This is a genomic window from Streptomyces sp. NPDC126510 (genome assembly GCF_040302345.1).
In the GTDB taxonomy this organism is placed as follows: Bacteria; Actinomycetota; Actinomycetes; order Streptomycetales; family Streptomycetaceae; genus Streptomyces.
The window spans coordinates 1-24620 of the sequence record NZ_JBEORR010000053.1 but is presented as its reverse complement, the minus strand read 5'-3'; the positions used below and the strand labels follow the sequence as shown (position 1 = coordinate 24620).

Here is a 24620-nt window from a genome sequence, read left to right as displayed (position 1 = left end):
GCGCTTCCTGACAGGCGGCCCGGACTGTCTCCGACCGGCCCCCTGCCCGGCGTCCGACCGGTCCGTCGACCTCACTCAGGAATTGCCTGCTGCCAGTGGAGCGTGTCTCTTTGCGGACGAGGGGCGTCCGGTGTCACACCGGGCGCCCCTCGCGGCGCTCAGGGGCGGGCGCCGGGCTTGTTGACGACGCCCCAGGTCGCGCGGGCGCTGACCATCTTCCCGTCGTTCCCCGTCTCCCCGAGGTAGGCGTAGCTCTCGGGATCGAAGAAGATCTCCTGCTTGCCCTGCCAGCCCGCGGGCGTCTTGTCGGGGTAGGTCACGCTCACGCCGATCGCCGCGCGACCGAGCGGGTCCTTCACGCCGGTCGTCACCCGGGCGCCGGGGATCTTCGCGAGAGCCCGGAACAGGCCCGCCTGGACGTTCGGCGGGATCAGCACCGACCGGTACAGGACGTCGATCTCCCGCCAGTCGCGCTGTGCGCGCGTCTCCCCTTTGACGGAGCCGATGGCGTGCTCCTCACGGATGCGCTTCATCATGCGGTCGGGGTCGCTGGGCAGGGTGGCGAGGAAGCGGTAGAACTGCCGCTGGGAGCGGTCGTCGTAGCCCTCCTTCTTCCACTTCTCCTCCTGGTTGGGGCCGTACCAGACCTGGAGCTCGTCCGGGTCGAAGTCCGAGAGGTCGCCGGCCCGGGGGATGCCGGGCAGATTGGCGTGCCCGGTGCCGTCCCAGCGGGTCCACTCCTCGCTGCTCTGCGGCTTGCCCTGGACGAAGCCGGTGCTCTTCTCGTACACCCACTGCTTCGGGCCGGGTTCGGTGCCGTGGTGCTTCTCGACGGTCGCGGCGGCCAGTTCGAGGGCGTCGGCGGAGGCACCTGCCGTCAGCACCCGGGGGCCCTTCCTCGCGGACGCGCTGCTGCTGTCCTCGGGCAGGGTCGCTACGATCTGGGCGGTCACGGCGAGGGCCCCCGCGGTGACAGCGCCGACCAGGATCATCCGGCGCCTGGGAAGGGCGGTGCGCCCGCGGCGGGTCTCTGGCCGGAGCGCCGCGGTGAGCCGGGCCCGCGGCACGGCGAGTCGGTCGGCGTCGGGCAGGGGTGCGTCGGCACGCAGGCCGCGCAATTCGGAGAGCTCGTTCATGCGGGGTCACCTTCGTGTATGCGAGCTTCGAGGAGGGTGCCGCCGTCCGCGCCGGTCGCGGTGCGCAGCTTGCGGCGGGCGCGGTTGAGGCGGGAGCGGACGGTGCCGACGGGAATACCGAGGGCTTCGGCGATCTCCTGGTAGCCGAGGTCGGCCCAGGCGAAGAGCAGCAGGACGTGCCGGTCACCCGCGGAGAGACGGGCCAGCGCCCCGGCCAGCGGGCGGGCGGCCGCCTCGGCAGCGAGGCGGTCGTCGGCTGAGTCGGTCCAGTTCTCGGCGATCGGGTCGTGGCCGGTGTGCGCGAGCAGCTTCAGCGCCTGGACCTCCTGTCGGCGGTGCCGGCCGATCTGCTTGGCGGCGATGCCATACAGCCAGGGCCGCACTCCGGCGCGGGCGGGGTCGAACCGGGCCCGTATCCGGAAGGCCGTCAGAAACGTCTCGGCGGTGACGTCGTCGGCCGCGTCCCGGCCGAGCCGTCGGGCTACGTACTGGTGGATCGCCGGGGCATGACGGTCGAAAAGCGCCGCGAAACGCTCGGGTTCGGCGAGTGAGGCCGCGATGAGCTCGGCGTCGCCGCCGGCCAGGTCGGTCATGGACAGTCCGTCCGTCGGGGAGGTCGATGGGCGTCAGGGTGGTCGGTGTTCACACCCTGTACTTGCCGAGCCGCGGCGAACAGGTTCACGCTCCGCCCCAAGTGCGTCGCATGCCCCTGGGGCCTCCCGCAATGCAGCCAGCACGAACGGGTCCTTACCGGTCAGCCACAGGACCTCGTGGGCCCGAGACACAGCAGCGCTATGGGTGGAAGCAAGCGCGTCGACAGCTACGTTTCGTCGACGTAGTGCTGCGTGGGAGTCCGGGCCGGACGAGTGGCTGTGACAAGTCTCCACCGAGCTGACCGCCGTAGACTCCCTCCACAATGAAGCGATGTGTTCATTTCACCGAGCAGGCGGGACGATTCCGCGACTACCTCCCCGCCGACGACCGTGAGAAGTTACTGCACGTCGTCGACCAGATCGCCGGCGATCCACAAGGCCCACGCACCCACCTCGCCTACAGAGACGATGACGCAACCCGCTCGACCTGGGCCGAGGGCCTCATGGTGGATTACCTTGTGACCCCATCCGCCGTGGTCATCGTCGATGTCGACATATATGACGCCGACAGAGGCTTCAACATCGTGTGAACAGCGGGTCGCCGTCACGGCTTTCGGGGCGAGGCAGGACCGTGACGGAGCCCTTCCCGACGACTCCGCGAAAGATCCAATCTCGCGACAGACCTCAGGCCGCGTCGTGGATGACCAGCTTGAACTCGGCCAAGGTCAGCAGACGCGGGACTGCGTCGTTGTGCGTGACACGGAGCGCAACCGGAGTACCCGGGACGACGAAGACACCATGGTTCTTGACGTAGTACTGGCCGCCGGGCGTCGGCGTGCGGTGCTCGGTCGCCGTGGTGTCGTTGGGATTTGGCGTCAGGCCCAGCGGGTCACGGACGTACTGGTCGCGCAGCTCGGTGTAGCCGGCCGTGCCGCTGGCGGACTCCCACTGGATCATCGCGTGCAGGTGGCCCCAGCCGGCTTTGGACGGCCAGATCAGGCCACTACGGTCGTCTGACGCCCAGTCACTGACCACGTAGCCGTCCGGCTGGACGACTTGGTGCATCTCGAATCGGTCCGTCGATTCCGCCGCTCCGAAGGGGAACCGGACAATCTTGTACGCGGTCCCCGGCGAGATCAGCTGAGGTGTATCGGCCTTGAGAGAGCAGACCTGCACTCCGGCTCCCGCAACGCCGCCATCCGTAGACATAGTTCAGCATTGCCCGCGGTCGGCCTGAGACATGCCCACGCCGGTGCCACTGCCCGCATTGCCGCTGCTTGTGGGTTCATGCATCTGACGGCCATGGCCAAGCTCCTCGGCACTCGCCTCCTGGTAAGCCGTGTTGTCAGTGGCTCGGGATACGGTGCGGTGTGATGGGCCGGACGGAGATCGTGAGGGACTCGCGGCTATGGGGGGTGGGTCGGACAGGCCCCGGCAGCCGGCTCGGGACTGGAGATGTGATGCCGTATGTCCACCCCCCACTTCCGCACTCCGAGGCTGTCCCGCGCTGCTGCTCGCGGGTGAGACGATCTTGGCGCGCCCGGCACCTCACCCGACCACTCCCTCGCCCTCACCCTGGTCCGGACGGACCCTGGTGAACGCCGCCTCACCCGTACGGTCCCGCGCCCGGAGCCTCAGGCCCGTGCGCCGTCAACGTCGAGACGGCGTCGCACCTCACGTAAGCGCCAGGCGCGAGGGTGAGTGAGTGACGTGCGGCGGTGAACGGGCGTCAGTGGGCGGTGAAGCCACCGTCGACGGGGAGAGCTGTTGCGGTGACGAAGCTGGCGCCGGGGCTGCACAGCCACAGCACGGCTGCCGCGACCTCGTCCGCTCGCCCCAGTCGGCCGATGGGCTGCTCCTTGAGGATCCCGGCCATGGCCTCGGCCTGGTTCTCGACCATGTCGGCGACCATCGGGGTGTCGATGACACCGGGACACACCGCGTTGATGCGGATACCTCGCGGCGCGTACTCGACCGCGGCACTGCGGGTCAGGCCGATCACGCCGTGCTTGGAGGCGTGGTAGGCCGCGCGCTCGGGCAGCCCGACGAGCCCGCCCAGGGATGAGCAGTTCACGATGGCGCCGCTGCCCTGCTCGCGCATCTGCCGCAGTTCATGCTTCATCGCCGCCCAGACGCCGCGCAGGTTGACGGCGTTGACCCGGTCGAAGGACTCGGCCGTCTCCTCGGCCGCGTCGGTCGGTGGCACCTGGATGCCGGCGTTGTTGAACGCCATGTCCAGACGGCCGTACTCCGTCACCGCGCGCCGCACTGCCGCTTCCGCCTGCTGTTCGTCGGTGACGTCACAGACGACACCGATCGCTCGCCCTCCGCGGTCGGCGATCCCTTCGGCTGCCGCGTGGACGGCACCGTGGTCGCGGTCGGCCAAGACCACTGCGGCGCCGGAATCGGCGAAGGCGCGGGCGGCGGCCAGGCCCATGCCGGAGGCGGCGCCGGTCACCAGAGCGACCTGGCCGGAGAAGTCGTAGATGGGGTTCATGATGTTTCCCGTCGAATCAGAACGAAGTTTCGCACCCTGCCCAGGTTTCCGAGATCCTGGGCGAGGGGGCTGGAATCGGTGAGTGAGGGGTCATGGCCTCAGCAGGGTCTTGATGGCGCGGCGCTCGTCCATCGCCTGGTAGCCCTCCGCCGCCTGCTCGAGCGGGAGCGTGAGGTCGAAGACCTTGCCCGGGTCGATCGTGCGGTCCCAGATGAGCCGGATCAGCTCGGGCAGGAACCGGCGCACCGGAGCGGGGCCGCCGTGCAGGTGCACTTCGGCGAAGAACAGTTCCTCGCCCGGGAGCTCCACCCCGTGGGCCACACCCACGTATCCCACGTGTCCGCCGGGGCGGGTGGAGCGGATGGCCTGCATCATCGATTCCTGGGTGCCGACGGCCTCGATCACGCTGTGGGCGCCGTATCCGCCGGTGAGCTCCTTGATCCTGGCCACACCCTCGTCGCCGCGCTCCGCGACGATGTCGGTCGCGCCGAACTCACGGGCGAGCTTCTGCCGGGACGCGTGCCGCGACATCGCGATGATCCGCTCCGCGCCCAGCTGCTTCGCGGCCAGCACAGCGAGCAGACCCACCGCACCGTCACCGACCACGGCCACGGTCTTGCCCGGCCCGGCCTCGGCGGCCACGGCGCCGAACCAGCCCGTTCCGAGCACGTCGGAGGCGGCCAGCAGCGAGGGGATCAGGTCGTCGTCCGGCATGCCGGGGGTGACGACGAGGGTGCCGTCGGCCAGCGGCACCCGCAGGTACTCCGACTGCGCTCCGCCGGCCCCGACAAACTCGACGTGCGGGCATCGCGACTGGTAGCCCGCCTCACAGATCTCACAGGTGTTGTCCGAGGCGAAGAACGAACCGACGACGAAGTCACCGACCCCGATGGTCTTCACCTCGTCGCCGATCTCGGTGACCACACCGACGTACTCATGACCCGTCGGGGTGGGCTGTGTGACGTCGTTGACACCGCGGTAATCCCACAGGTCCGATCCGCACACGCACGTCGCCGAGACACGGATGATCACATCTGTCGGTGCGACGATCGCAGGGGCCTCGCGTTCCTCCACCCGGACATCGCCCGGGGCATACAGGACAGCTCCACGCACTTGGCAGACTTCCCTTCAGACAGTTCTTCTGGGGTGCCTGGCCACCGTGCCTCGCCTCAGGCGTGCCTTCCAGGCACTCTCAGGGACCCCCACACCGGGAACAAGCGACCTAGCCTTGAAGGCATGGAGCTTCAGCAGGAGATCAGGGATTTCCTCATGAGCCGCAGGGCGCGGATCACGCCCGAGCAGGCCGGGCTGCCCCACCTCGGAGGCAACCGCCGCGTCAAGGGGCTGCGGCGCGAGGAAGTCGCCATGCTGGCCGGCCTCAGCGTCGAGTACTACACCCGCCTGGAACGCGGCAGACTCGGCGGCGCGTCCGAGAGCGTCCTGGACGCGATCGCCCGCGCGCTGCGACTCGACGACGACGAGCGTGCCCACCTGAACGACCTGGCACGCAACGTCGCACCCGGCACCTCCCGCAAGCGCCCGGGGCGCGCCTCCCCCGTCACCGCGTCGGTACAGCAGGTCCTCGACTCCATGAGCGTGCCGGCCGTCGTACAGAACGGACGTCTCGACCTCCTCGCTGCCAACGACCTGGGGCGCGCGCTGTACGCCGACCTGTTCGACATGTCCGAGCGGCCACCGAACTTCGCCAGGTACGTGTTCCTCGACCGGCGTGCGGAGGCTTTCTACGCCGACATCGACACGGCGAAGAATCTGCTGGTCGCGGTCCTGCGTGCTACCGCCGGACGTGATCCGCTGGACAAGAAGGTGACCGAACTCGTCGGGGAGCTCTCCGCGCGCAGTACCGACTTCAGCACCCGCTGGGCGAAGCACAACGTGCACCGCCACTCGCGGGGACGCAAGATCGTCAACCACCGGGTCGCCGGAACGATGGACCTCGCGTACGACGACTTCGCACTGCCCGGCGACCCGTACGTCTCCATCACCACCTACACCGCGGATCCCGATACCCCCAGCGCCGACGCTCTCACCCTGCTGGCGACCTGGGCCGATACGCACAAGCAGCCGCAGAGCATCAACGACGAAGTACGCCGCACTCGCCCCCATCACCATTAAGGGCTCGTTCCACTGGGCCGACCACCTCCGCCCGCAACGGCATCGGCTTGGCGGTGTTCGAACCGGTCGGCTCGGCGTGCGGAGGCCGTCGGCCGCTGCCGGCGCAGGACCGTCTGCTGAATGCGCGGCAGGCATCCCGAGGGTCCGGGGCTGCTCGGCCCCGACCCGTCACATCAGGCCGGGTGGCTGCGGTCGGCTAGAGGTCGGCGGCGTCCGAAACGTCGCCGAGGTCGACGAACTTGAAGCCGGTCGCGGTGCGTGCGCCTGCCTCGCCGGGAGGAATCTCGGGGGTCTCGTGACCGTCCTGGACGACCAGCAGACCGTTCGGGAATCGGCTGCCCAGTGGTGCGTTCAGGACGGCGGCGCCGTCGCACTCCTCCGACCCGTCGAGGGTCGTCGAGGCCGCGCCGACACGGAAGCCGCCCTCGTACTCGTTGCCCTCGCTGACCTCGCGGTCGTAGAGGGCGAAGGTGTTGTCGCCCTGGCTGGAGGCGAAGAGGTAGCCGTCGCCGTCCGGCTCCTGGAAGAGCGTCAGGCCCTCGACGTCCGCTGACAGCCGCTCGCCACCGTAGCCGAGGTCTGCGCCGGCCGTGCACTCCTCGGTCGCCTCGTCGTAGACACCGGGGACGCCGTACTGGCGGACCTTGTCCACCAGGACCGGCCTGGCGGTGAGGTCGGCACGCATCCGCCAGATGCCGACGTCCTCCTGGCCGGCGTAGAGCGTGCCGGTGGCGGGATCCACCACCATTCCTTCGACCTGCGGGAGCTCGCCGGGCTCCGCGCAAGGGGACCAAGTGGTGCCGTTCGGGAGGCGGAAGGAGGAGGGCAGGTCGAGGGTGCGGACCTTGTGGTAGGTGACGGTGCCGTTCGCCGTCGGCTTGAGCTCGACCAGTGCGAGGCGCGTCCGCTCCCGTCGGCTGACCAGGGCGTAGGAACGCCCGGTGGTCTTGTCGTGCCAGGTTGCGAGGCCGTAAGCTGTGCGCTGTTCGTTGATCTCGGCCTGGTCGTGGGAGAAGACCGGGGCTGCGGCCGGGTCGGTGATGTCGGTCAGCGGGCCGCCGGGCCGCCGGGGGTCGATGCGGTAGATCCGCAGCCGGTCGTTGCCGCGGTCACTGACAACGGCGACGTCGGCCCGGCCGGTGGAGGTGCGTAGACCCGTGACGAGGTCGACGTTGTTGTACCGGCCCGGAGCATCCTCCGCGGCGGGCGGGCCGGGCGCGGGCAGCGACTGCACCGAGCGGGCGCCCAGGTCGTACACGCGGAGGCCGCCTTCCTTGGCCGTCGCGAGGACAAGGCTGTGGGCGGGGTCGGCCGGGTTGCGCCAGATCGCCGGATCGTCCGCGTCGGAGTTGCCGCCGGCTTCGTCGTCGTAGAGTGCGGGGGTCTCGCTGACAGGCGTGACCGTCGGCAGCTGACCTCCGCCCGCTCCGGCCTGGGCCGGTGCCAGAAGAGCGAATACGACCATGCCCGCCGCGAGGGTGGCGGTTCTGAATAAGCAGCGATGTGTTCTCACTGGCCCTCCCCTTGGTGGCTGTTGCGGACATACCCATCATGCGGAGACGACTTTGCCTGCAACAGGCCTCGATCTGTACATGTGAGCACCGTCAAGACGGCCGCACGCCGACTGCCGTTCATCACCTCACCGTTGTGGCCGGCTCGGACATGCCCCGCGCCCTCTCGCCACCGCGAGCGCCTCTCCTCCCCCCTCTGCGCCTGCATGGAACCCTCACAGGCGGGGCAAACGGTGTCTCTGAAATGGGGAGGATGCGATGACCAGGACGGAGCAGTCCGTCGAGCCGGAAGGCCGGAACACCGATTGCTGCGCGCGGCACGACAGCCCGCATGCGAAGCCGGACAGGGAAACGCCCGAAACGCCCCATGAGCGGGTCAACAGACGCTGGAACGAGATCCTGCAGGAGACCCGGGTCACCCAGACCGGCGTGCAGATTCTGTTCGGCTTTCTGCTCAGCGTGGCCTTCACGCCGCTCTTCAGGGAGTTGGAGGCCTTGGACCGCGGCATCTACGTCGCCACCGTGGTGCTCGGTGCGGCTGCCACCGGATCGCTCATAGCGCCGGTCTCCATCCACCGCTTCCTGTCCGGTCAGCGCATGAAGGACGACGTGGTGGAGATCGCAGGCCGCCTGATGATGTGCGGCATGGTTCTCCTCGCCCTGACCATCGGCTGCACCCTCCTGCTGATACTCCGCTTCGTCGTTCCCGGAGTTCTCGCCGAAGTACTGGTCACCGGCGTCATGCTGTGGTTCGGCCTGTGCTGGTACGGGCTGCCGCTGTATCTTCGACGCCGTGCCGATCGGCGCTCCCGCGCACGCGACGCGTAATGACCTCGACGTCCTTCGCTCCGGCGGCGCGGTAGTCGGTGGTCGTGAGCGGGGCGCGGGCCCGTGGCCCGACGCCCTTAGAACTCCTAACGAAAAGCCTTTTCGGTGGTTTGTGGTTCCCCGTCTCTCGGTCCGGCGGCATAGGCTAGTGGGGGTGCGATGGCTTGGGCATCGGCCCCCTCGCCGATCCATAGCCCGATGAAGAGTGCCGCGGTCGCTTCCAGGAGTCCGGCTCGTTCGAGAGAGCCGCCGGCCACGGGTTCGCAGCCGACATGCCGCACCAACTGGTGTACGAGGGCGAGAGCCGTTTCGTCGTCTCCACAGACCGGAACGGCCAGTCGGCGCCCGTCGAAGATGGGCGGCGACATACGCCACACGTCCTCGTGGCAGAGATTGAACGCCTTGACCACATGGGTTCCTGGTGCCGCCGCGGCCAGTTGCTGTGCGGCCGACAGGCCGCTCTGTGTCAGCAGCCGGAAGCCCGGCCCGATCGGATTGCAACAGTCGATCAGCACCTTGCCATCCATGACCGCTCGTAGTTCCCGCACCACGCTCGTACCTGCGCCGAAGGGCAGCGCGGCCAGCACCACCTGACCGAATTCGGCCGCCGCATGCAGGCTGACAGGCTTCGCGCTGCCCCCGAGGCGCATCGCGAGTCGCTCCGCCTTGTGCATGTCCCGTCCTCCGACGGCCACGTCGTGCCCGGCCCGGACCCAGTGGGTGGCGAGCGCGTCCGCCATGTTGCCCGTGCCAAGTACGCCGATTCTCATCACGCATTTCCTCCCACGACCTGCTTGGACCATTCGCAACGACGCTAGAGGGCCTGTCGGGCACCATTTGGTACGTGACGACCGACGCTTTCCTCGCCGACTGCCGTGCTCGCCTGGCCTTCGACCTCCTGTCCAACACCTGGAACGCCGTGGTCCTCTGGGCCTTGCGCGACGGCCCCAGACGTCCGGTCGAACTACGCGAGCGGATCGGAGGGATCAGCTCCAAGGTCCTCACTGAGACTCTGCGGCGCTTGCAGTCCAACGGACTGGTGGAGCGGCGGGCACACCCCGGAGCGCCACCGCGCGTTGACTACCAACTCACCGCCCTGGGCCGGACTTTGTTGGCGCCCATCGACGCAGTCGGAGCGTGGGCCTTCGAGCATGGCGATGAGGTCATGGCAGCCCAGGAAGCCGAATGTGCCGCCGCCCAGTGCCCCTCAGAGTGAGCGCAGCCGTCGCCAGCAGATGAGTGCGCAGCCGAGGGTGAGGAAGGCTTCGTGGATGTCGTCGCGGATCTCCCAGCGGATCCGCAGGCGGCGGAACCAGTGCAGATGGGCGAACGCGCGCTCCACGACCCATCGTTGGGTGCCCAGACCAGAGCCGTGCTCGGTGCCGCGGCGGGCGATCAGCGGCTTCACGCCCGGGTCCCAGACCAGGCGGCGGTACTTGTCGTGGTCGTAGCCGCGGTCGGCCAGCACCACGTCCGGGCGGCGCCGGGGCCGGCCCCGCTTGCCGCGCACGGGCGGCACTGCCTGGAGGAGCGGGATCAGCTGGGTGACGTCGTTGCGGTTGCCGCCGGTCAGGGTGGCGGCGAGGGGGATGCCGGTGGCGTCGGTGATCAGGTGGTGCTTGCTGCCAGTTCTGCCCCGGTCGACGGGGCTTCGTCCGGTCTCGGGTCCCCTTGCAACGCTCGGTTGTGGGAGCCGTCGACGGCCGCCCGGGAGAAGTCCAGGGCGTTCGCGCCGCGCAGCTTGGCGAGGAGGACCTCGTGCAGCCTGCGCCACACACCGGCCTCGGTCCACTCAGCCAGGCGGCGCCAGCAGGTCATGCCCGAGCCGAAGCCGAGTTCCTGCGGCAGGTGTTCCCAGGAGATACCGGTGTGCAGCACGAACAGGATGCCCTCAAACACCAGCCGGTCCGGATGCCGCTTGCGTCCCGGATGCCGGGTCCGGCGCTCCACCTTGGGCAGCAGGGGCTCGATCACCGCCCACAGCTCGTCGTCGACTTCCACGGCTTCGGCCGCGCCACCCCGCACCCCTAGATCACCAGTCGTGGACTGATCCAACCACCTCGAAGATCATTTCGTTAGTAGTTCTTAGCGCCAGACCGTCAGCACGGCGGGCCTCCCGGCCGATCACCACGCCAGACGCCTCGGCCGGGGTCTTGAGCGCTTCCAGCTCCGGTGCCCCCCGCCCAGTCGTCGGCGTGGCCCATGGTCGCGCGACACGCTCCCTCCTGAACGGACCCGCGCATCATCCGAACGGGTGAAGGTCCCTTTGCTCCGCAACCACCGGACCAGGGTGCATGTCCTTCGCAGGCGATACCCACCCGCTCAACCATCGGGAGCGCCCCCTTGCGTAAGCACCTCGCCACGGTTGCCGCTGCTGCGGCCGACGCACTGACCGCCATGTCCTTGGTTTCGGCACACGCCGTCGAGTAGAGCTCGGCAAGAACACTCGAAGGGACGAAGAGCTCCATGGGCAAGAAGAAAGGGCGTCCGCACGGTATCGGCCACACGGCGATGCCAGGCCAGAGAAAGGAGAGCCGCTCCAAACGCGCGTCCGGCAAGTTCGTGCGCATGTACCGCCGCTACCACGCCTGGCGCGCTCCGTCCCCCCTGGGGGCGCGGATCGTGTGCGACATCCTGTTCTGGGCCGTCATCGCCGCGGCAGCCTACGTGGCAATCGGCAGCCTGTGCGGAGCAATCCTCATCGCAGCTCCCCTTCTCGGATTCCTCGGGCTCGCGTCGAGCAAGGAATACGACGACGGCATCGACTGGAGCGACCATCGAATGGGAGGGCAGCCCCGGAACCCCGGACCCAAGATCTAGGGCGGGCGTCGACACCTCAGCTCGCCGTGACACTGGTGACAGAACGGTGACGAAACACCCCACAACTATCGTGGAGCACCCCGGGTCTCATGATGCGTGGACGGCAACGACCCGCCGTCTGCGCCGCATCGACTCAGACCACAACCGGGGGAACATCATGAAGTCGAACCGCCGCAAGGCAGCCATCGCCGCCACCCTGACCGTCCTCGCCCTGGGTGGAACACTCGCCGCCGGCTCACCGGCCTCGGCCGCCACGCCCACTCGCTACAACGGCGCCTGTGGCAGCGGATACGACGTCATCAGGGCTACGCCGATCCACTCCTCGCAGTCCGCCATCCCCGCCACAACGTTTGTGACCTACAACAGCAGCGCCGGCAAGGTCTGCGCGGTCACTGTGCGCACCAACCCGGGTCCTCGCGTCTTCATGGAGGTCACGCTGGACACCTGGCCCTACAGCAGCGGCCAGGCCAAGGACTCCGGCTCATACTCCAGCTACGCAGGCCCGGTCTACAAGGACGTCCCCGACGACGGGCAGTGCCTGACGTGGAGCGGTTCGATCGACCTCTACTTCAACTCGGACAACGGCAACTGCACCTGAGGGACGGCCGGCCGGACCCGGGCGGACCGTCAAGTGGTCACCCGGTAGGTGCGGGTGTCGGTGAACTCGCGGCTGCCCTCGGCGTCGGCGGCAACGGTAAGGCGACGACAGGGACGATTGTCCGAGTCATGCACAGTGTCACCGTCCCAGCGAGCCTCGACCGCTGCACGCGGTCACCATGCGCCTTGTGTCCACTTCGAGATCTCTGCTGCACACCGACGGACGGCTTCGACCGGGTCCCCCGTGAGCTTCGCGCAAGCCACTGCGAGGTCCGGCTGACCGTCCCGTCCCATGAGCGCGTCATGCACCCCGGTCTGGAGCCAGTCAGCCTGGTTATCGTCGGCTTCGGCAACCGCGAGAGCGAGGAGCCTTATGGCGGCCGAGGTTCCCACCCGGGCCAGGGCTGCTGCCGTCTGCCGGGTCACCGCCGTGTCCTCGACGTCCAGAAGCAGCCCCACCAGCACTTGCGCGGCTTCGGGAACATCAGCGAAGGAAGCGAGGTCACGCCCGGCACGAACACGTTGCTTCCACAACGGGGACGACGCCGCAGCCAAGGCCGCCTCCAACCCGCTCCACCCCCTCCTTGCCTCTGGCACGACCAGACAGTCTCATGCCTTATGAAGAAGATCGAATCTCGCGGCCTCGGCTCCGCATCGAATTCGAGCAGGGCACGCGTGTCAGTGCGGTGGACGGCCCTGTGCAGCACGGCGACTACGCCGTGATCAGGCAGGGTCGACACCCAACGCGGCAAGGCCCTCACGCACAGAGCGGTCGAACTCCTTGATCGCAGTCACCAACGCGTCCCAGGCGACCGGGGACGTCCAGAAGACCGGGGTGAGGACGGAGCCGACCCGCCAACCGTCATCGGAGTTCACGATGCGGATCAGCCCCTCCTCCGCCTGCATCGAGTGGAGATCGAACTCCTCACGACCCGCCGTAGGCTCACAGCCAGAGCGCCAGGTGATTCGCCAGTTCGGCTACGGGCATGCCACGCCGGGGCAGATCCGACAGTCCGAAGTTCCGACAGGCGAACCGCACCACCACCCGGCCTCCATGAGCTCTGATGCCCTCGACGCGGCCAGGGCATCCGAATGCGGAGGATCTTACCGAGGCGCGTCAGGTGTCCCAGTTGGCGCCGATTACCGTGACAGCCCTCGGCTGGAGACTCCAGGAGGCCCGCTACCCGTCATGGCTGCCATGCCCGCGGACCGCCCTGCGGAATTCGATCGGTGACTGTCCCGTGCGGTGCATGAAGTACTTGCTGAACTGGGAGGGGTTGACGAAGCCGAGCTGGTCCGAGATCTGGGCCGCGGTCCGGTCGCCGTGCGCCAGCAGACGCTTCGCCTCCAGCTCGACCCGGCGGTCGACGAATTCCTTCGCACTGAGCCCGGCACTCGCCGCCGTTGCCCGGGAGAGGGTACGCGCCGAGTAGCCGAGCATGCGGGCGTAGTCCTCCACCCTCCGGGTACGGGTGAAGTCCCGTTCGACCGCGTCCCGGAACCGCAGGTAGGTCTCGTCCCGTTCCGGTAAGGGGCCGCCGACCGGGGCGGTGAGGTGGGAGAGCCGCAGCAGGAGGACCGCCAGCAGGTGACGCAGGGCCGCCCTGTGCACCTCCAGCGGCAGCCGCCCGAGCGCCTGGAACTCGAGGCTCAGGTGCTCCGAGGCCATGATCAGGGCTTGGGCGCCGTCGGCCTCAGGAGTGGTGACGACGGGTGCGTGCGGATCGTCGACACGGGCGGCCGTCGCGGTGGCCGCGTCCAGCATGTCCTGCCGGAAGAGGATCAGCGTGCCCTCGGCCCGGTCGACGTCACCCCACTGGTGCACCTGGCCCGGACGCACCCACAGCCAGGAGCCCGGCCGCAGCACGTAGCCGTCGAAATCGACGGTGTTCCGGAGGTCGCCCGTCGTGAGGGTGAGCAGGTGATGGAAGTCGGGGCGTTGGGGGCTGGCCAGGACGCTCTCGGAAACGCGACGGCGCAGCTCGGCCAGGGCCATGACCTCTACGCCCGCGGGAGTTCCCGCGGGCGCGGCGAAGGGGATCTCGCGGATCTCCTTCGACGAGCCGTGTCGGTTTTTGGCCATCATCAGTCGGAAGTTTATCGGCATGTCCGCAGGTGACGCCCTACGTTGGTCGCAGTGGCGAGGGAACGGGCTCTCGCTCGTGGCGGAAATCCTGCCCACACCATCGGAAGGAGACACCAACGTCATGTCCGAGGTATCCACGGGATCTGCGGGAAGCGTTCCCACGGTCGCGGTCACCGGCTCCACCGGCCGTCTGGGTGGGCGCGTCGCCCGGCGTCTGGCCGAGCGGGGTATGTCGCAGAGACTGGTGGTCCGCCGCCCCGACCGTGCCCCGAGGCTTCCCGGTGCGGTGGCCGTACACGGCGACTACGGCGACCGGGCCGCGGTGCGCGAGGCTCTCGCGGGCATCCGGACCGTCTTCATGGTGTCCGCCTCCGAGAGCGCCGAGCGGCTGGCCCAGCACCAGGCGTTCGTGGACGCCGCCGCAGAGGCGGGCGTCCGGCATCTGGTCTACGTCTCCTTCTACGGCGCCAGTCCCGAGGCCACATTCACTCTGGCGCGCGACCACTTCCACACCGAGCAGCACATCCGGGCGAGCGGCCTGGCGTACACGTTCCTCCGGGACAACTTCTACGCGGAGTTCGTCCCCGACCTCGTCGGCGAGGACGGCGTCATCCGCAGGCCGGCCGGACAGGGGCGTGCCGCGTTCGTCGGCCAGGACGACATCGCCGACGCGGCCGCCGCGGTGCTCTCCCGCCCGGACGACCACGCGGGCATCGCCTACGACTTGACCGGGCCCGAGTCCCTGTCGCTGGACGAAGCGGCCGTGATCCTTTCCGAGGAGCTCGGACGTGCCGTCACCTACCAGCCGGAGACGGTCGAGGAGGCCTACGCCTCCCGTGCCTCCTACGGCGTTCCGCCGTGGCAGCTGGACGCCTGGGTATCCACCTACACGGCCATCGCGTCCGGCGAACTCGACGGCGTCAGCGACGCCGTGCCCCGCCTCACAGGCCACGGCGCCACACCCCTCTCCGACGTCGTACGCACCGTCCGGGGCTGAACCAGGACCAAAGCCAACCGCGCCCTGGTGGCCGAGTTCGCCGAGAAGGTCTTCGTCGGCGCCGACTACTCGGTGCTGACCGACTACATCTCCACCGAGACCTACCACCAGCACAATCCGGAGGCCGCTGACGGACTCGACGGCTTCGGCGCGGCCGCGGCCCGGTGGGCCGAGCAGGGCAAGAACCTCGTCTACAAGACGGTCCACAGGGTCATCGCCGAGGGCGAGTTCGTCCTGACGCAGTCCGAGGGCGAGTTCGGCGTGCCGGTCGCCTGCTACGACCTGTTCCGCGTGGCAGACGGCAAGATCGTCGAGCACTGGGACGTCGTTGCGCCGATTCCGTCCGAACTACCCCACGGCAACGGCCTGTTCTGACCGGTCCGCACCCAGCAGTGCGGCGGCACGAGTACATGTAACCGGAGCAGAGAGCGCGACCGCGTCGAGTTCGCCGTTTCGGGGAGGACGACGCACTGGCCTACCGGCGGGCTCTCGGCGAAGGTGCTCGACCTCGACCCGATGGCCGCCGCGCAGCCGGGCCCCGCTCGCGCACCGGCACCCGAACGGGGGACGCTCAGTGGTCGACCGCATCCGGTGGCGCTCCGGTGGGTGAAATCCCATCGCCCGTACACCTCCCCCGTGGCGGAAGGCTTTGCCATGTCCACCCCCCACTGGCTCTTCGGCGACCAGCTCGGCCCGCATTTCCTCACTCCCGCCGGTGAGCACGGCCCCGACCCGGGAGCGTCTGTGGTGATGATCGAGGCGAGGTCGGTCTTCCGGCGCAGGCGTTCTCACCGCGCCAAGGCCCATCTGGTGCTCTCGGCGATGCGGCACCGCGCGGCGGAGCTGGGTGAGCGGGTGACGTACGTGCGGGCGGAGACCTATCGCGAGGGCCTGCGCCGGGCGGTGGGCGACGCACAGGTGACCGTGTGCCACCCCACCTCGTACGCGGCGCTGCGGCTGGTGCGTTCCCTGCCGGGGGTGCGGGTGCTGCCCGCCCGGGGCTTCCTGGTCTCGCGCGAGGAGTTCGCCGGCTGGGCCGGGGAGCTCGATGGGCGGCGGCTGCTCCAGGAGAACTTCTACCGCTGGGTGCGTGAGCGGCACGACCTGCTGATGGACGGTGGCAGCCCGGCCGGAGGCCGGTTCAACCACGACCACGACAACCGCGAGCCGCCGCCGCGCGGCGCCACCGCACTGGACGTGCCGGAGCCGTACCGGCCGCGGGAGGACGACATCGACGCCGAGGTGCGCCGGGACCTCGACCGGTGGGAACGCGAGGACGGGGTGCGGTTCGTCGGGCGGGACGGCCCCCGCCGCTTCCCCGCCACCCGGCGCGAGGCCCTGTCGGCGCTGCGCCGCTTCGTGGCGCACCGGCTGTCCGCGTTCGGGCCGTACGAGGACGCGATGCTGGCCGGCGACCCGGTGATGGCCCACAGTCTGCTGTCGTCCTCGATGAATCTGGGGCTGCTGCACCCCGCCGAGTGCGTGGAACGCGCCGAGCGTGCCTGGCGGGAGGGCACCGTCCCGGTGAACAGCGCGGAGGGGTTCGTCCGGCAGGTCGCCGGCTGGCGGGAGTACGTCTGGCAGCTGTACTGGCATTTCGGCGAGGAGTACCGGCACGGCAACGCACTCGGGCACACGCGGGAACTGCCGGCCTATTTCAGCGAACTCGACGCGGACGCGGTCACCGCGCGCTGCCTGTCGGAAGTGCTCGCCCAGGTCCGGGACACCGGATGGACGCACCACATCCCCCGCCTGATGGTGCTGGGCAGCCACGCCCTGCAGCGCGGCTGGGATCCGGCCGCCGTCACCGACTGGTTCCACCGCTGCTTCGTCGACGACTACGACTGGGTGATGCTGCCGAACGTGGTCGGCATGTCCCAGTACGCGGACGGCGGCCGGATGACCACCAAGCCGTACACCTCCGGGGGTGCCTACATCCACCGCATGAGTGACCTGTGCGACGGCTGTGCCTTCCGGCCCACCGAGCGCACCGGCCCGCACGCGTGCCCCTTCACCGCCGGGTACTGGGCTTTCCTGCACCGGCACCGGCACCGGTTGTCCGGTAACGCCCGCATGCGGCGCGCGGTGCAGGGCCTGGACCGGCTCCGTGACCTGGAGGAAGTGCTGCGTCAGGAGCGACGTCGAGGGGACGAGGCGCCGTGACAGAAGCCGCGTGACGGTAGGTCCGCGCGAAACCGGGGACAGGCGTTGCCCTGACATGTGTGTCCTCTGACACTGAACGTGGACCGATTGCCATGGAAGTTGGACAACCACTACGTTCCTGCCATTGATGTTGGACCGAGGGGGCTGGGGGCAGGGTGGGGGCACCGGCTCTTGCGTACGGGGACGCCGCGTTATCGGCCTTTGAGTTGGACTTTCTTGAACGAGGACGGCGACGCCGACAGCCCTTGGGGCAGGGGTGGAGTACGCCTTTCGAGGCCGTTGAGCCGGTCCGGGACTTCCGCTGGGCCAAGGGCGTTGAGAGCTTCGCGGGCTGGTACTACTGCGTGACGGCCCGGGACCACGTCGGGTACGAATCCTGGCTGGAGCGGGACCACCTGATCCTGCTGGACCGCGATCCGCCGGTGGTGGGCATCGCCTCGCAGCCGTTCTGGCTGCACTGGCACGACGGCACCCGAAAGCGTCGGCACGCGCCGGACTACTTCGTCCGGCTCGCCGACGGCCGCGGCCGTGTCGTGGACGTGCGGGCCGACGACCAGGTCGATGACGCAGCCGCTGAGTCCTTCGAGGCGATGAAACTGGCCTGCCAGGCGGTGGACTGGGAGTTCGTCCGGGCCGGGACGCCCGAGCCGGTCTTTATGGCGAACGTGCGGTGGCTGGCCCGCTACCGGCGGCGCCGGTGTCTGCGGCGGTCGATCGCGGCACGGCTGCTGGAGGTCTTCGAGGAGCCTGCGCCACTGGTGGAGGGGGTGCGGGCGGCGGGCGACCGGCTGGTGGTGCTGCCGGTGCTGTTCCACCTGATGTGGTCCGGTGTCCTGGCCGCCGACCTACGGGGCGAGTTGCTGCATGACCACAGCGTGGTCTGGAAGGAACGGGGCCGGTGAACCCGATGCGGCGGCCGACGGGAATCGAGACCGGGGCCTGGGTCCGCTTCGACGGACAGGTCCACGCGGTGACCGGCGTGACCACGACGACCGTGACGTTGACCGAGCCGGGCGGGTCGGCGGTCGGCGTCGAGCTGGACGTGCTGCTGCGCGGGGAAGACTTCGCGGTCGTCGACATCCCGGTGCGCCAGCCGCTGCCGGCGGCCTCGCTGCTGGAGACGTTCCCGAAGCCAGTGGTGGAGAAGGCTCTGTGGTGGGAGGGGCACATTCTAGAAGTGCTGCACGGGCAGCCGCCCGGAACCGAGCCGGGGACGTTGCCGCGGCCTGAGTACGGACCGGACCGGTCGCTGACGGCCCGGCAGCGGGCGAAGGCCGCCGAGCTGACCGCCGCCGGGCACAAAGTGGCTGCTCAGACGGTCGCCAACTACCGGCGCCGCTACCAGGCCGACGGAGTCGTCGGGCTTGCGGATCACCGTCCAGTCCGCAGGAAGCGCGAGTTCGGGTCCGTGGACGACGCCGTGGTTGCGGCCATGCGGCAGGCCATCGCCGAGGCGACGGACGCCTCCACCCGCCGGGGAACGTTCCTGCTCTGGCGGACTGCCGAGATCCTCCAGCAGACACCCGCTGGCGAGGCGGTCAAGCTGCCGTCCGAGCGGACCCTTTACCGGCTGCTGGACAAGCTCACCCGGAACACGCACACCTTCAGCTCGGCCACGACCCGCAGGTCACGGGCCCACGGGGCCAGCGGCGAGTTCGGCGAGCTGCCGGTGTTCGCGCCGGGCGAGGTGATGCAGATCGACTCCACCCCTCTCGACGTCCTGGTCCTGCTGGACAACGGGGTGGTGGGCAAGGTCGAGCTCACGGCCATGATCGACGTTGCGACCCGGTCGCTGACGGCGGCGGTGCTCCGGCCCACCACGAAGTCGGTCGACGCCAGCGTGCTGCTGGCCCGCACCGTCACTCCGGAGCCGATGCGGCCAGGCTGGGTCGACGCGTTGAAGATGTCCCGGTCGGTGCTGCCGCACCGCCGCCTGCTGACGCTGGACGAACGGCTCGAGCACGCGGCCGCCCGGCCCGTGATCGTCCCGGAGACGATCGTCTGCGACCACGGCAAGGTCTTCATCTCGCGGAACTTCAAGTCGTCCTGCCGCTTCCTGGAGATCGACTTCCTGCCCACCCACAAGGGCTCGCCGTTCGAGAAGGGGCACATCGAGCGGATGCTCGGCTCGGTGGCCTCGCTGTTCGCCCAGTTCCTGCCCACCTACACCGGCCGCAGCCCCGAACACCGCGGCCGGAACCTGGACCAGGGCCGGGCATGGTCCCTGCTGGAACTCCAGGACCTGCTGGACGAGTGGATCGTCGCGAAGTGGCAGAACCGGCCGCACGACGGGCTGCGCGACCCGGCCCACCCAGGCCGGCTGTTCACGCCGAACGAGAAGTACGCCGCCCTCGTGGAGGCCTGCGGCTACGTCCCGGTCGCTCTGGAGGGCGACGACTACATCGAGCTGCTGCCAGCCGAGTGGCGGGTGGTCAACGACTACGGCATAAGGATCAAGAACCGCACCTACAACAGCGCCGACCTCAATCCGATGCGGCGCCAGCACTCCGGCGTCACGGCCAAGCGCGGCCTCTGGGAGATCCATCGCGACCCCTACGACGTCTCCCGGATCTGGGTACGCAACCACCGCGGCCGCGGCGAGTGGGTGCCGGCCGTCTGGAAGCACTTGAAGAGGGTCCCGGCGCCCTTCGGCGAGCTGGCCTGGGACCACGAGGCCCGCAAGCTGCCCGGAGCCACCGAGGCCGAGATCGCCGACGCCGTCGCCGCCCTGCTGACCCGCGCGCACGCAGGACCGGGCCGGCCGCGGACTGGCAAGGCTGCGAAGAAGGACCGCCGGGTCGCGGCCCGCACCAAGGCCGCCCGCCCGTCGACTCCTATGCCCCCGGCGGTTCCTGAGCCGGAGCCGGTGGACGCAGCCGTCACCAAGGGGCCGGCCGAGTCGGAGGAGCTGGCCGAGGTCATCCCGCTTGGCCTGTTCGACCCGCTGGAGAACCCCTGGAGGCGTTCATGACGATGCCGGACACCGTGGACACGGACGCCGCCCGGCATTTGACCACCAGGGAAGGCTGGCGCGCGTTCGCCTCGCAGCGGCCCTCGACGCCCGCGCTGCTGAGCGAGGACGAATACGGGGCCCTGTCAGGCGCCGAGCTGGACCGCTACAACGAAGACCGGCTGGACCATCACGCCCGTCTGCTGGTGGTGGCGACCTCCACGGTCCGGCACACGGTGACCAGCGGCCGCCGGCTTGTCCTGCTGAACCGGCACGCGGTCAGCGCCCGCCGCGGACTGATCATCTCCGGCCCGGCCGGAACCGGGAAAACCATCGCGATCACCCAGCTCGGCCTCGCCCACGAACTCCAGGACCGGGCAAGGCATCCGGACGTCGACGACCGCATCCCCGTCGTCTATATCACCGTCCCGCCGGCTGCGACCCCTCGCATGATCGCGGCCGAGTTCGCCCGCTTCCTGGGCCTGCCCACGACCCGCCGGTTCAACATCACCGACATCATCGACTCGGTCGTCGGCGTCTGCACCAAGGCCCGCACCGGTCTGGTCCTGGTCGACGAGCTGCACAACATCTCGCTGGCCACCCGTCACGGCGCCGAAGTCGCCGACACTCTCAAGTACTTCTCCGAACGCATCGCCGCCACGTTCATCTACGCTGGCATCGACATCGAGCACAGCAGCCTGCTCTCAGGCACCCGCGGAGCCCAGATCGCCGGACGCTTCACCTTGATCCCCACCCACCCCTTCCCCTACGGCCAGGAGTGGAAAGGGCTGGTCAGCACCATGGAGCGGTCGCTGCTGCTGCACCGCCACGCTCCCGGAACACTGGTCAAACTCGATCGCCTCCTGCACAAACGGACCGGCGGCATGATCGGCGCGCTCTCCCACCAAATTCGTGGAGCCGCGATCGACGCCGTCCTCAGCGGCACCGAACAGATCACCCAGGACAGCCTGGAAGCTGTCCCCCTCGACGTCGCCGCCCAGTCCCCCCGGCTGCTGACCGACGCGAGGCACACATGGTGACCGCGACGCCCCGCAGCACTACCCCGATCAGACAGCTCCCTATCCAGCCCCGCCCCCGAGCAGGCGAGGGACGCACCGCGTTCATCGAGCGTCTGGCCACCGCGAACTTCCTCAGACCCAGCTACCTGCGTGCCTACCTACGCGATCCCGACTCCAGGAAGGCCACCCCGTCCTGGGATCGCCTGGCCCGGGTCACCGGCCGCGACCCGGTTCGCCTACAAGAAGTCCTCGAACGGAAGCAGTGCGTCGAGTGCGGCAAGCCCCTGCCGATCGGGGACCGCCTCACGAAGCGGCGGCGATGCTCCCAGGCTTGTCGTCAGAAGGGCTACCGCAAGCGGCACCCCAAGCCGCTGAAACTCACACGGATCACCAACTGCCAAGGGTGCGGCAACGGGATCTCCTATCACCGGCAGCCACGTCAGTACTGTTCACCGGCATGCCGGCAAGCCACCTACCGCAGGCGGATGAACTCAGCTCACCCGCCGCAGATCCGGGCCAAGAACTGCCAGGCCTGTGAGGCACCGCTCATCTCCGGCCCCACCAACAAGGTCTACTGCTCGAAGCGCTGCGCCCGCTGGACCTACATCAACCGTCGTATCGATCGGGGCCTCCCACCCCTGCCCCAGCCAGCCGCGGACATCCCTCGGGGCATCCAACCGGACTGCTGCGTCGTCTGCGGTGGGCCTCTCACCTGGAGTTCCACCGGACAGATCCGACTGACCTGCTCAAACTCATGCCGAGCAAAACGCGCCTACTGGCGCAAGAAGGAAAAGCTCACCAGCTGTGACCGGTCGGGATAGTTGTCACCAGCTTGGACGTGCGACCTGGACGTCATCCCAGTTCTGAGCGGGGTAGTTGTCATCGCTTGGTCGTTCTTGTTGTCACTACCTCATGATTTCCATGCTTGCTGTCACCGGCCAGGATTTTGTGGCCGCTGGCTGGGCTCGGGTACCCCTTTGCCTATCGATGCCCAGTTGCCGCTCGCCCTGGGTGCAACAGGTCGAACCTGACGTTCCGCCATTGGGTGCGGAAGGGGGACGTGTCGTCATCGGTCAGGTCGTCCTGGGGGAGCGCCCAAAACTTGACCGGCGTGGTTGTGGCGGTGACGGCTGGCCAGCCCGGGTCGCCGGTGGCGGCGAAGTCAGCCCAGGAGCAGAGCATGCGCTGGGAGAGGGCGTGGTCGAGCTCATCGGGCGGGCCGCCGGTGAGGAAGTCGGCGCCGAGAGCGTCCAGGTTGCCGAACGCGAAGGGGATGTCCGCGTTGTGCCAGGGCCGGGCGTCTGCGCGCCTGCGGGCGAAGCGGGCCAGATAGGACCGGCCGCCAGCCTTCGCGTGGTGCTCGGCGAGGCGGGTGGTGTACTCGCCGAACTTCGCGTCGCCGAACATCGAGAGGTAGCGGTCGAGCACCGGTGCGTCGGGCATGGACGTCCGGTAGTAGTTGACCAAGTTGGCCGGCAGGCGCAGGGCTTCGGCGAATTCTTCCAGTTCTGCCTCGCTGGTGACTTCCCGGATGGATCCCACCGCGTGGAGGAACCAGCATTCCTCCAACGTGTGGCATGCGAGTAGGTCCACGTCCCGTGCCGCTCCGGAGGCGATCAGGCGGAGCGGGTCCGCGGGCAGGACCTCGCCGTCGACGACGGGTTGAAAGATCACCGGGTCATAGGCATGGATCGTCGCTACGGGGGCGGCCCTGCACTGGGCGGCGACCTTGTCGGAGGCGGCCACCAGAGCCTGGGGCGGTATGGACAGCAGTCCCTCCGCCGTCGGTGCGACGCTGGCCTCCGCTGCGATCCGCTCGGCGACCGCCGCTGCGAGCTCGATCGTGTAGAAGGCATTGGGCACGCTGTGGGCAATGGCCCGCCGGAACAGCCCCTTGATCTGCTGCATCGCCATCAGGCAGGCGACCGAGCCTGCCCCGGAGGAGTGCCCGGCGACGGTGACGTTACCTGGGTCGCCGCCAAAGGCCTCGATGTTCTCCTGAACCCAGCGCAGGGCGGCGGCCTGGTCCAGAAGACCGCGGTTGTCGGAGAAGCCGGGCACATGGCCGAAGCCCTCGAAGCCCACCCGGTAGTTGCAGCTGACCACTACCAGCCCGGCGCGGGCCAGGGCCGCGCCGTCGAAGTCGGGCTGAGCCGAGGAGCCGAAGGTGTAGGCGCCGCCGTGGATCCAGAAGAACACCGGCAGCGCGCCGTCATGCGTGTGCTCCGGCAGCCACACGTTGACAGTGAGAACATTCTCGTCTCCGGGGCGCCACACGGGCGCCCCGGGCAGCTCAGCTGACTGCGGCGAGATGGGTCCGAAGGCCGTGCAGTCCCGAATCCCACCCCAGGCCGGCGCTGGCTGCGGCTCCCTGAATCGACGGGCGCCGAACGGCGCGGCTGCGTACGGGATGCCGAGCACCGCAGTGACGCCGTTAGTGGGCCCTCTGCCCTGCACACGGCCCCTCGCTGTCCAAAAGACCACCTCAGCACCCGATTGCTCATTCATTGCGCGCCAGTCTCACCCCTCAACAGGCTGCCACGCGAGTGAGTTTGGATCCGCCGGCAAGGGATCGACAGGCCCTCGGAGGCACCGATGACAGTTACCACGACCAGGTGACAACTATCTCGACCAGTCACACCAGCAGCGCCTGACCGGTCCAACTTCGATGGCAAACAATCCAACTTCGGTGTCAGAGGACAATGTGTCAGGAGCTCGGCACGCGCTCCGTCGCCAGGTTCTTGTCCACGGCGCTTTCCCTAGGTCAGCACCTTCACTTTCGAGACGAGGGGGACCCATGAGTCACTCCATGAACCGCAGGGCGCTGCTGAAGTCGGCCGGGTCCGCGGCGGTGGCGGGATCGCTGGGCGCGCTGGGTGTCACGGCACTCGCCACACCCGCGCACGCCGCACCCGCCACGATCAACACCGACCAGGTGATGGCCACCACCGACCGCGTGACCCACGCCCCGAACCAGCGCGGCACCATCGGGATCGAACTCCGCTCCGGTTACTACAACGGCTACCAGTACGGCTGGGGTCGGCTCGTCGGCTCCGGCTGGGACCTGCGTGGCTGGATCTGGCTGGACATCAGCAGGGACGGCGGCAGGAGCTGGTCCTTCGCCGACGGCACCTATCTGTCGGACGGCACCGGCTACGCTCACACGTCCGGGTGGCTCACCATGTCCGACCCGAACTAGGGGATGTCTCTTTGGTCGGCTTACGGACGCCACTCCTGGCGGTACTGGGAGTGCTCGGCGTAGGACTGTGCCAGCACTTTGAGCGCATACG

25 protein-coding genes are annotated in these 24620 nt (G+C 68.9%); 13 read left to right on the top strand and 12 right to left on the bottom strand.

Annotation, left to right across the window (positions count from 1 at the left end; all coding sequences use genetic code 11):
- Positions 1 to 158 precede the first annotated feature (158 nt).
- Complete coding sequence (locus ABTX60_RS40770) at positions 159 to 1136, bottom strand: CU044_5270 family protein (protein ID WP_352101817.1); 978 nt, start codon at positions 1134 to 1136, stop codon at positions 159 to 161.
- On the bottom strand, positions 1133 to 1729 hold the full coding sequence (locus ABTX60_RS40765) for an RNA polymerase sigma factor (protein WP_352101816.1): 597 nt from the start codon (positions 1727 to 1729) through the stop codon (positions 1133 to 1135). Before ABTX60_RS40765 ends, ABTX60_RS40770 begins: the two co-directional genes overlap by 4 nt.
- 323 nt (positions 1730 to 2052) lie before the next feature.
- On the opposite strand from ABTX60_RS40765, the gene ABTX60_RS40760 reads away from it, so the two are divergent.
- Positions 2053 to 2319, top strand: coding sequence for a hypothetical protein (locus ABTX60_RS40760; protein ID WP_352101815.1), 267 nt, complete (start codon positions 2053 to 2055; stop codon positions 2317 to 2319).
- 94 nt (positions 2320 to 2413) lie between these two features.
- Here ABTX60_RS40760 and ABTX60_RS40755 read toward each other — a convergent pair whose 3' ends face one another.
- From ABTX60_RS40755 to ABTX60_RS40745, 3 genes are all read right to left on the bottom strand, one after another.
- On the bottom strand, positions 2414 to 2938 hold the full coding sequence (locus ABTX60_RS40755; protein WP_352101814.1) for a hypothetical protein: 525 nt from the start codon (positions 2936 to 2938) through the stop codon (positions 2414 to 2416).
- Between the two features lie 520 nt (positions 2939 to 3458).
- The gene (locus ABTX60_RS40750) at positions 3459 to 4226 is read right to left on the bottom strand and encodes a glucose 1-dehydrogenase (protein WP_352101813.1); all 768 of its coding nucleotides are present in this window, start codon (positions 4224 to 4226) and stop codon (positions 3459 to 3461) included.
- Positions 4227 to 4316: 90 nt separating this feature from the next.
- Complete coding sequence (locus ABTX60_RS40745; protein ID WP_352101812.1) at positions 4317 to 5339, bottom strand: zinc-dependent alcohol dehydrogenase family protein; 1023 nt, start codon at positions 5337 to 5339, stop codon at positions 4317 to 4319.
- Between the two features lie 123 nt (positions 5340 to 5462).
- Between ABTX60_RS40745 and ABTX60_RS40740 the strand changes: the two genes are divergently transcribed.
- Positions 5463 to 6359, top strand: a complete 897-nt coding sequence (locus tag ABTX60_RS40740) for a helix-turn-helix transcriptional regulator (protein ID WP_352101811.1) — start codon at positions 5463 to 5465, stop codon at positions 6357 to 6359.
- Between the two features lie 196 nt (positions 6360 to 6555).
- Here the strand turns inward: ABTX60_RS40740 and ABTX60_RS40735 are convergent, their stop codons facing one another.
- Positions 6556 to 7872 carry a phytase gene (locus ABTX60_RS40735; protein WP_502992494.1) on the bottom strand — a complete coding sequence of 439 codons (1317 nt, stop codon included), beginning with the start codon at positions 7870 to 7872 and terminating at the stop codon, positions 6556 to 6558.
- A 256-nt stretch (positions 7873 to 8128) separates the two neighbouring features.
- Here ABTX60_RS40735 and ABTX60_RS40730 point away from each other — a divergent pair, with 256 nt between their 5' ends.
- The gene (locus tag ABTX60_RS40730; RefSeq protein ID WP_352101809.1) at positions 8129 to 8698 is read left to right on the top strand and encodes a DUF6328 family protein; all 570 of its coding nucleotides are present in this window, start codon (positions 8129 to 8131) and stop codon (positions 8696 to 8698) included.
- 86 nt (positions 8699 to 8784) lie between these two features.
- Here ABTX60_RS40730 and ABTX60_RS40725 read toward each other — a convergent pair whose 3' ends face one another.
- A complete protein-coding gene (locus tag ABTX60_RS40725; protein ID WP_352101808.1) occupies positions 8785 to 9468 on the bottom strand; it encodes an NADPH-dependent F420 reductase in 684 nt (227 codons plus the stop codon).
- A 74-nt stretch (positions 9469 to 9542) separates the two neighbouring features.
- On the opposite strand from ABTX60_RS40725, the gene ABTX60_RS40720 reads away from it, so the two are divergent.
- Positions 9543 to 9914 carry a winged helix-turn-helix transcriptional regulator gene (locus ABTX60_RS40720; protein WP_352101807.1) on the top strand — a complete coding sequence of 124 codons (372 nt, stop codon included), beginning with the start codon at positions 9543 to 9545 and terminating at the stop codon, positions 9912 to 9914.
- Here ABTX60_RS40720 and ABTX60_RS40715 read toward each other — a convergent pair.
- Positions 9906 to 10723 (bottom strand): IS5 family transposase gene (locus ABTX60_RS40715; RefSeq protein ID WP_502992493.1). Its coding sequence is split into 2 segments (ribosomal slippage): positions 9906 to 10388 and positions 10391 to 10723, totalling 816 coding nucleotides; the frame shifts between segments, so codons are not numbered across the junction. The two genes, ABTX60_RS40720 and ABTX60_RS40715, sit on opposite strands and share 9 nt — an antisense overlap.
- A 441-nt stretch (positions 10724 to 11164) precedes the next feature.
- Here ABTX60_RS40715 and ABTX60_RS40710 point away from each other — a divergent pair.
- Positions 11165 to 11518 carry a hypothetical protein gene (locus ABTX60_RS40710; protein WP_352101805.1) on the top strand — a complete coding sequence of 118 codons (354 nt, stop codon included), beginning with the start codon at positions 11165 to 11167 and terminating at the stop codon, positions 11516 to 11518.
- Between the two features lie 157 nt (positions 11519 to 11675).
- The gene (locus ABTX60_RS40705) at positions 11676 to 12116 is read left to right on the top strand and encodes a hypothetical protein (RefSeq protein WP_352101804.1); all 441 of its coding nucleotides are present in this window, start codon (positions 11676 to 11678) and stop codon (positions 12114 to 12116) included.
- Positions 12117 to 12289: 173 nt separating this feature from the next.
- On the opposite strand, the gene ABTX60_RS40700 is transcribed toward ABTX60_RS40705, so the two are convergent.
- From ABTX60_RS40700 to ABTX60_RS40690, 3 genes are all read right to left on the bottom strand, one after another.
- A complete protein-coding gene (locus tag ABTX60_RS40700; RefSeq protein WP_352101803.1) occupies positions 12290 to 12712 on the bottom strand; it encodes a hypothetical protein in 423 nt (140 codons plus the stop codon).
- A gap of 126 nt (positions 12713 to 12838) precedes the next feature.
- A complete protein-coding gene (locus ABTX60_RS40695; RefSeq protein ID WP_352101802.1) occupies positions 12839 to 13021 on the bottom strand; it encodes a hypothetical protein in 183 nt (60 codons plus the stop codon).
- Positions 13022 to 13295: 274 nt separating this feature from the next.
- A complete protein-coding gene (locus ABTX60_RS40690; RefSeq protein ID WP_352101801.1) occupies positions 13296 to 14201 on the bottom strand; it encodes a helix-turn-helix domain-containing protein in 906 nt (301 codons plus the stop codon).
- Positions 14202 to 14322: 121 nt separating this feature from the next.
- On the opposite strand from ABTX60_RS40690, the gene ABTX60_RS40685 reads away from it, so the two are divergent.
- The 6 genes from ABTX60_RS40685 to ABTX60_RS40660 all read left to right on the top strand — a co-directional run bounded on the left by ABTX60_RS40685 (position 14323) and on the right by ABTX60_RS40660 (position 21351).
- Complete coding sequence (locus tag ABTX60_RS40685) at positions 14323 to 15198, top strand: SDR family oxidoreductase (protein ID WP_352101800.1); 876 nt, start codon at positions 14323 to 14325, stop codon at positions 15196 to 15198.
- 27 nt (positions 15199 to 15225) lie between these two features.
- Positions 15226 to 15573, top strand: coding sequence for a nuclear transport factor 2 family protein (locus ABTX60_RS40680; RefSeq protein WP_352101799.1), 348 nt, complete (start codon positions 15226 to 15228; stop codon positions 15571 to 15573).
- Between the two features lie 279 nt (positions 15574 to 15852).
- Complete coding sequence (locus tag ABTX60_RS40675; protein WP_352101798.1) at positions 15853 to 17361, top strand: cryptochrome/photolyase family protein; 1509 nt, start codon at positions 15853 to 15855, stop codon at positions 17359 to 17361.
- Between the two features lie 245 nt (positions 17362 to 17606).
- On the top strand, positions 17607 to 18263 hold the full coding sequence (locus ABTX60_RS40670) for a TnsA-like heteromeric transposase endonuclease subunit (protein WP_352101797.1): 657 nt from the start codon (positions 17607 to 17609) through the stop codon (positions 18261 to 18263).
- 5 nt (positions 18264 to 18268) lie between these two features.
- Positions 18269 to 20332, top strand: a complete 2064-nt coding sequence (locus ABTX60_RS40665) for a transposase (RefSeq protein ID WP_502992496.1) — start codon at positions 18269 to 18271, stop codon at positions 20330 to 20332.
- Positions 20329 to 21351 carry an AAA family ATPase gene (locus ABTX60_RS40660; protein WP_352101795.1) on the top strand — a complete coding sequence of 341 codons (1023 nt, stop codon included), beginning with the start codon at positions 20329 to 20331 and terminating at the stop codon, positions 21349 to 21351. The genes ABTX60_RS40665 and ABTX60_RS40660 overlap by 4 nt, the downstream gene beginning before the upstream one ends.
- Before the next feature lie 960 nt (positions 21352 to 22311).
- Here ABTX60_RS40660 and ABTX60_RS40655 read toward each other — a convergent pair.
- Positions 22312 to 23838, bottom strand: coding sequence for a carboxylesterase/lipase family protein (locus tag ABTX60_RS40655; protein ID WP_352101794.1), 1527 nt, complete (start codon positions 23836 to 23838; stop codon positions 22312 to 22314).
- A gap of 289 nt (positions 23839 to 24127) precedes the next feature.
- Between ABTX60_RS40655 and ABTX60_RS40650 the strand changes: the two genes are divergently transcribed.
- The gene (locus ABTX60_RS40650; RefSeq protein WP_352101793.1) at positions 24128 to 24529 is read left to right on the top strand and encodes a hypothetical protein; all 402 of its coding nucleotides are present in this window, start codon (positions 24128 to 24130) and stop codon (positions 24527 to 24529) included.
- The last annotated feature ends 91 nt before the right edge of the window (positions 24530 to 24620 follow it).

What these genes read in the sequence shown, in the direction of transcription:
- ABTX60_RS40705 (WP_352101804.1), top strand. Translation starts at nt 11,676, where the DNA reads ATGAAGTCGAACCGCCGCAAGGCAGCCATCGCCGCCACCCTGACCGTC.
- ABTX60_RS40730 (WP_352101809.1), top strand. Translation starts at nt 8,129, where the DNA reads ATGACCAGGACGGAGCAGTCCGTCGAGCCGGAAGGCCGGAACACCGAT.
- ABTX60_RS40675 (WP_352101798.1), top strand. Translation starts at nt 15,853, where the DNA reads ATGTCCACCCCCCACTGGCTCTTCGGCGACCAGCTCGGCCCGCATTTC.
- ABTX60_RS40770 (WP_352101817.1), bottom strand. Translation starts at nt 1,136, where the DNA reads ATGAACGAGCTCTCCGAATTGCGCGGCCTGCGTGCCGACGCACCCCTG.
- ABTX60_RS40690 (WP_352101801.1), bottom strand. Translation starts at nt 14,201, where the DNA reads ATGATGGCCAAAAACCGACACGGCTCGTCGAAGGAGATCCGCGAGATC.
- ABTX60_RS40665 (WP_502992496.1), top strand. Translation starts at nt 18,269, where the DNA reads ATGCGGCGGCCGACGGGAATCGAGACCGGGGCCTGGGTCCGCTTCGAC.
- ABTX60_RS40760 (WP_352101815.1), top strand. Translation starts at nt 2,053, where the DNA reads ATGAAGCGATGTGTTCATTTCACCGAGCAGGCGGGACGATTCCGCGAC.
- ABTX60_RS40655 (WP_352101794.1), bottom strand. Translation starts at nt 23,838, where the DNA reads ATGAATGAGCAATCGGGTGCTGAGGTGGTCTTTTGGACAGCGAGGGGC.
- ABTX60_RS40660 (WP_352101795.1), top strand. Translation starts at nt 20,329, where the DNA reads ATGACGATGCCGGACACCGTGGACACGGACGCCGCCCGGCATTTGACC.
- ABTX60_RS40650 (WP_352101793.1), top strand. Translation starts at nt 24,128, where the DNA reads ATGAGTCACTCCATGAACCGCAGGGCGCTGCTGAAGTCGGCCGGGTCC.
- ABTX60_RS40765 (WP_352101816.1), bottom strand. Translation starts at nt 1,729, where the DNA reads ATGACCGACCTGGCCGGCGGCGACGCCGAGCTCATCGCGGCCTCACTC.
- ABTX60_RS40740 (WP_352101811.1), top strand. Translation starts at nt 5,463, where the DNA reads ATGGAGCTTCAGCAGGAGATCAGGGATTTCCTCATGAGCCGCAGGGCG.
- ABTX60_RS40755 (WP_352101814.1), bottom strand. Translation starts at nt 2,938, where the DNA reads ATGTCTACGGATGGCGGCGTTGCGGGAGCCGGAGTGCAGGTCTGCTCT.
- ABTX60_RS40685 (WP_352101800.1), top strand. Translation starts at nt 14,323, where the DNA reads ATGTCCGAGGTATCCACGGGATCTGCGGGAAGCGTTCCCACGGTCGCG.
- ABTX60_RS40695 (WP_352101802.1), bottom strand. Translation starts at nt 13,021, where the DNA reads ATGCAGGCGGAGGAGGGGCTGATCCGCATCGTGAACTCCGATGACGGT.
- ABTX60_RS40750 (WP_352101813.1), bottom strand. Translation starts at nt 4,226, where the DNA reads ATGAACCCCATCTACGACTTCTCCGGCCAGGTCGCTCTGGTGACCGGC.
- ABTX60_RS40710 (WP_352101805.1), top strand. Translation starts at nt 11,165, where the DNA reads ATGGGCAAGAAGAAAGGGCGTCCGCACGGTATCGGCCACACGGCGATG.
- ABTX60_RS40725 (WP_352101808.1), bottom strand. Translation starts at nt 9,468, where the DNA reads ATGAGAATCGGCGTACTTGGCACGGGCAACATGGCGGACGCGCTCGCC.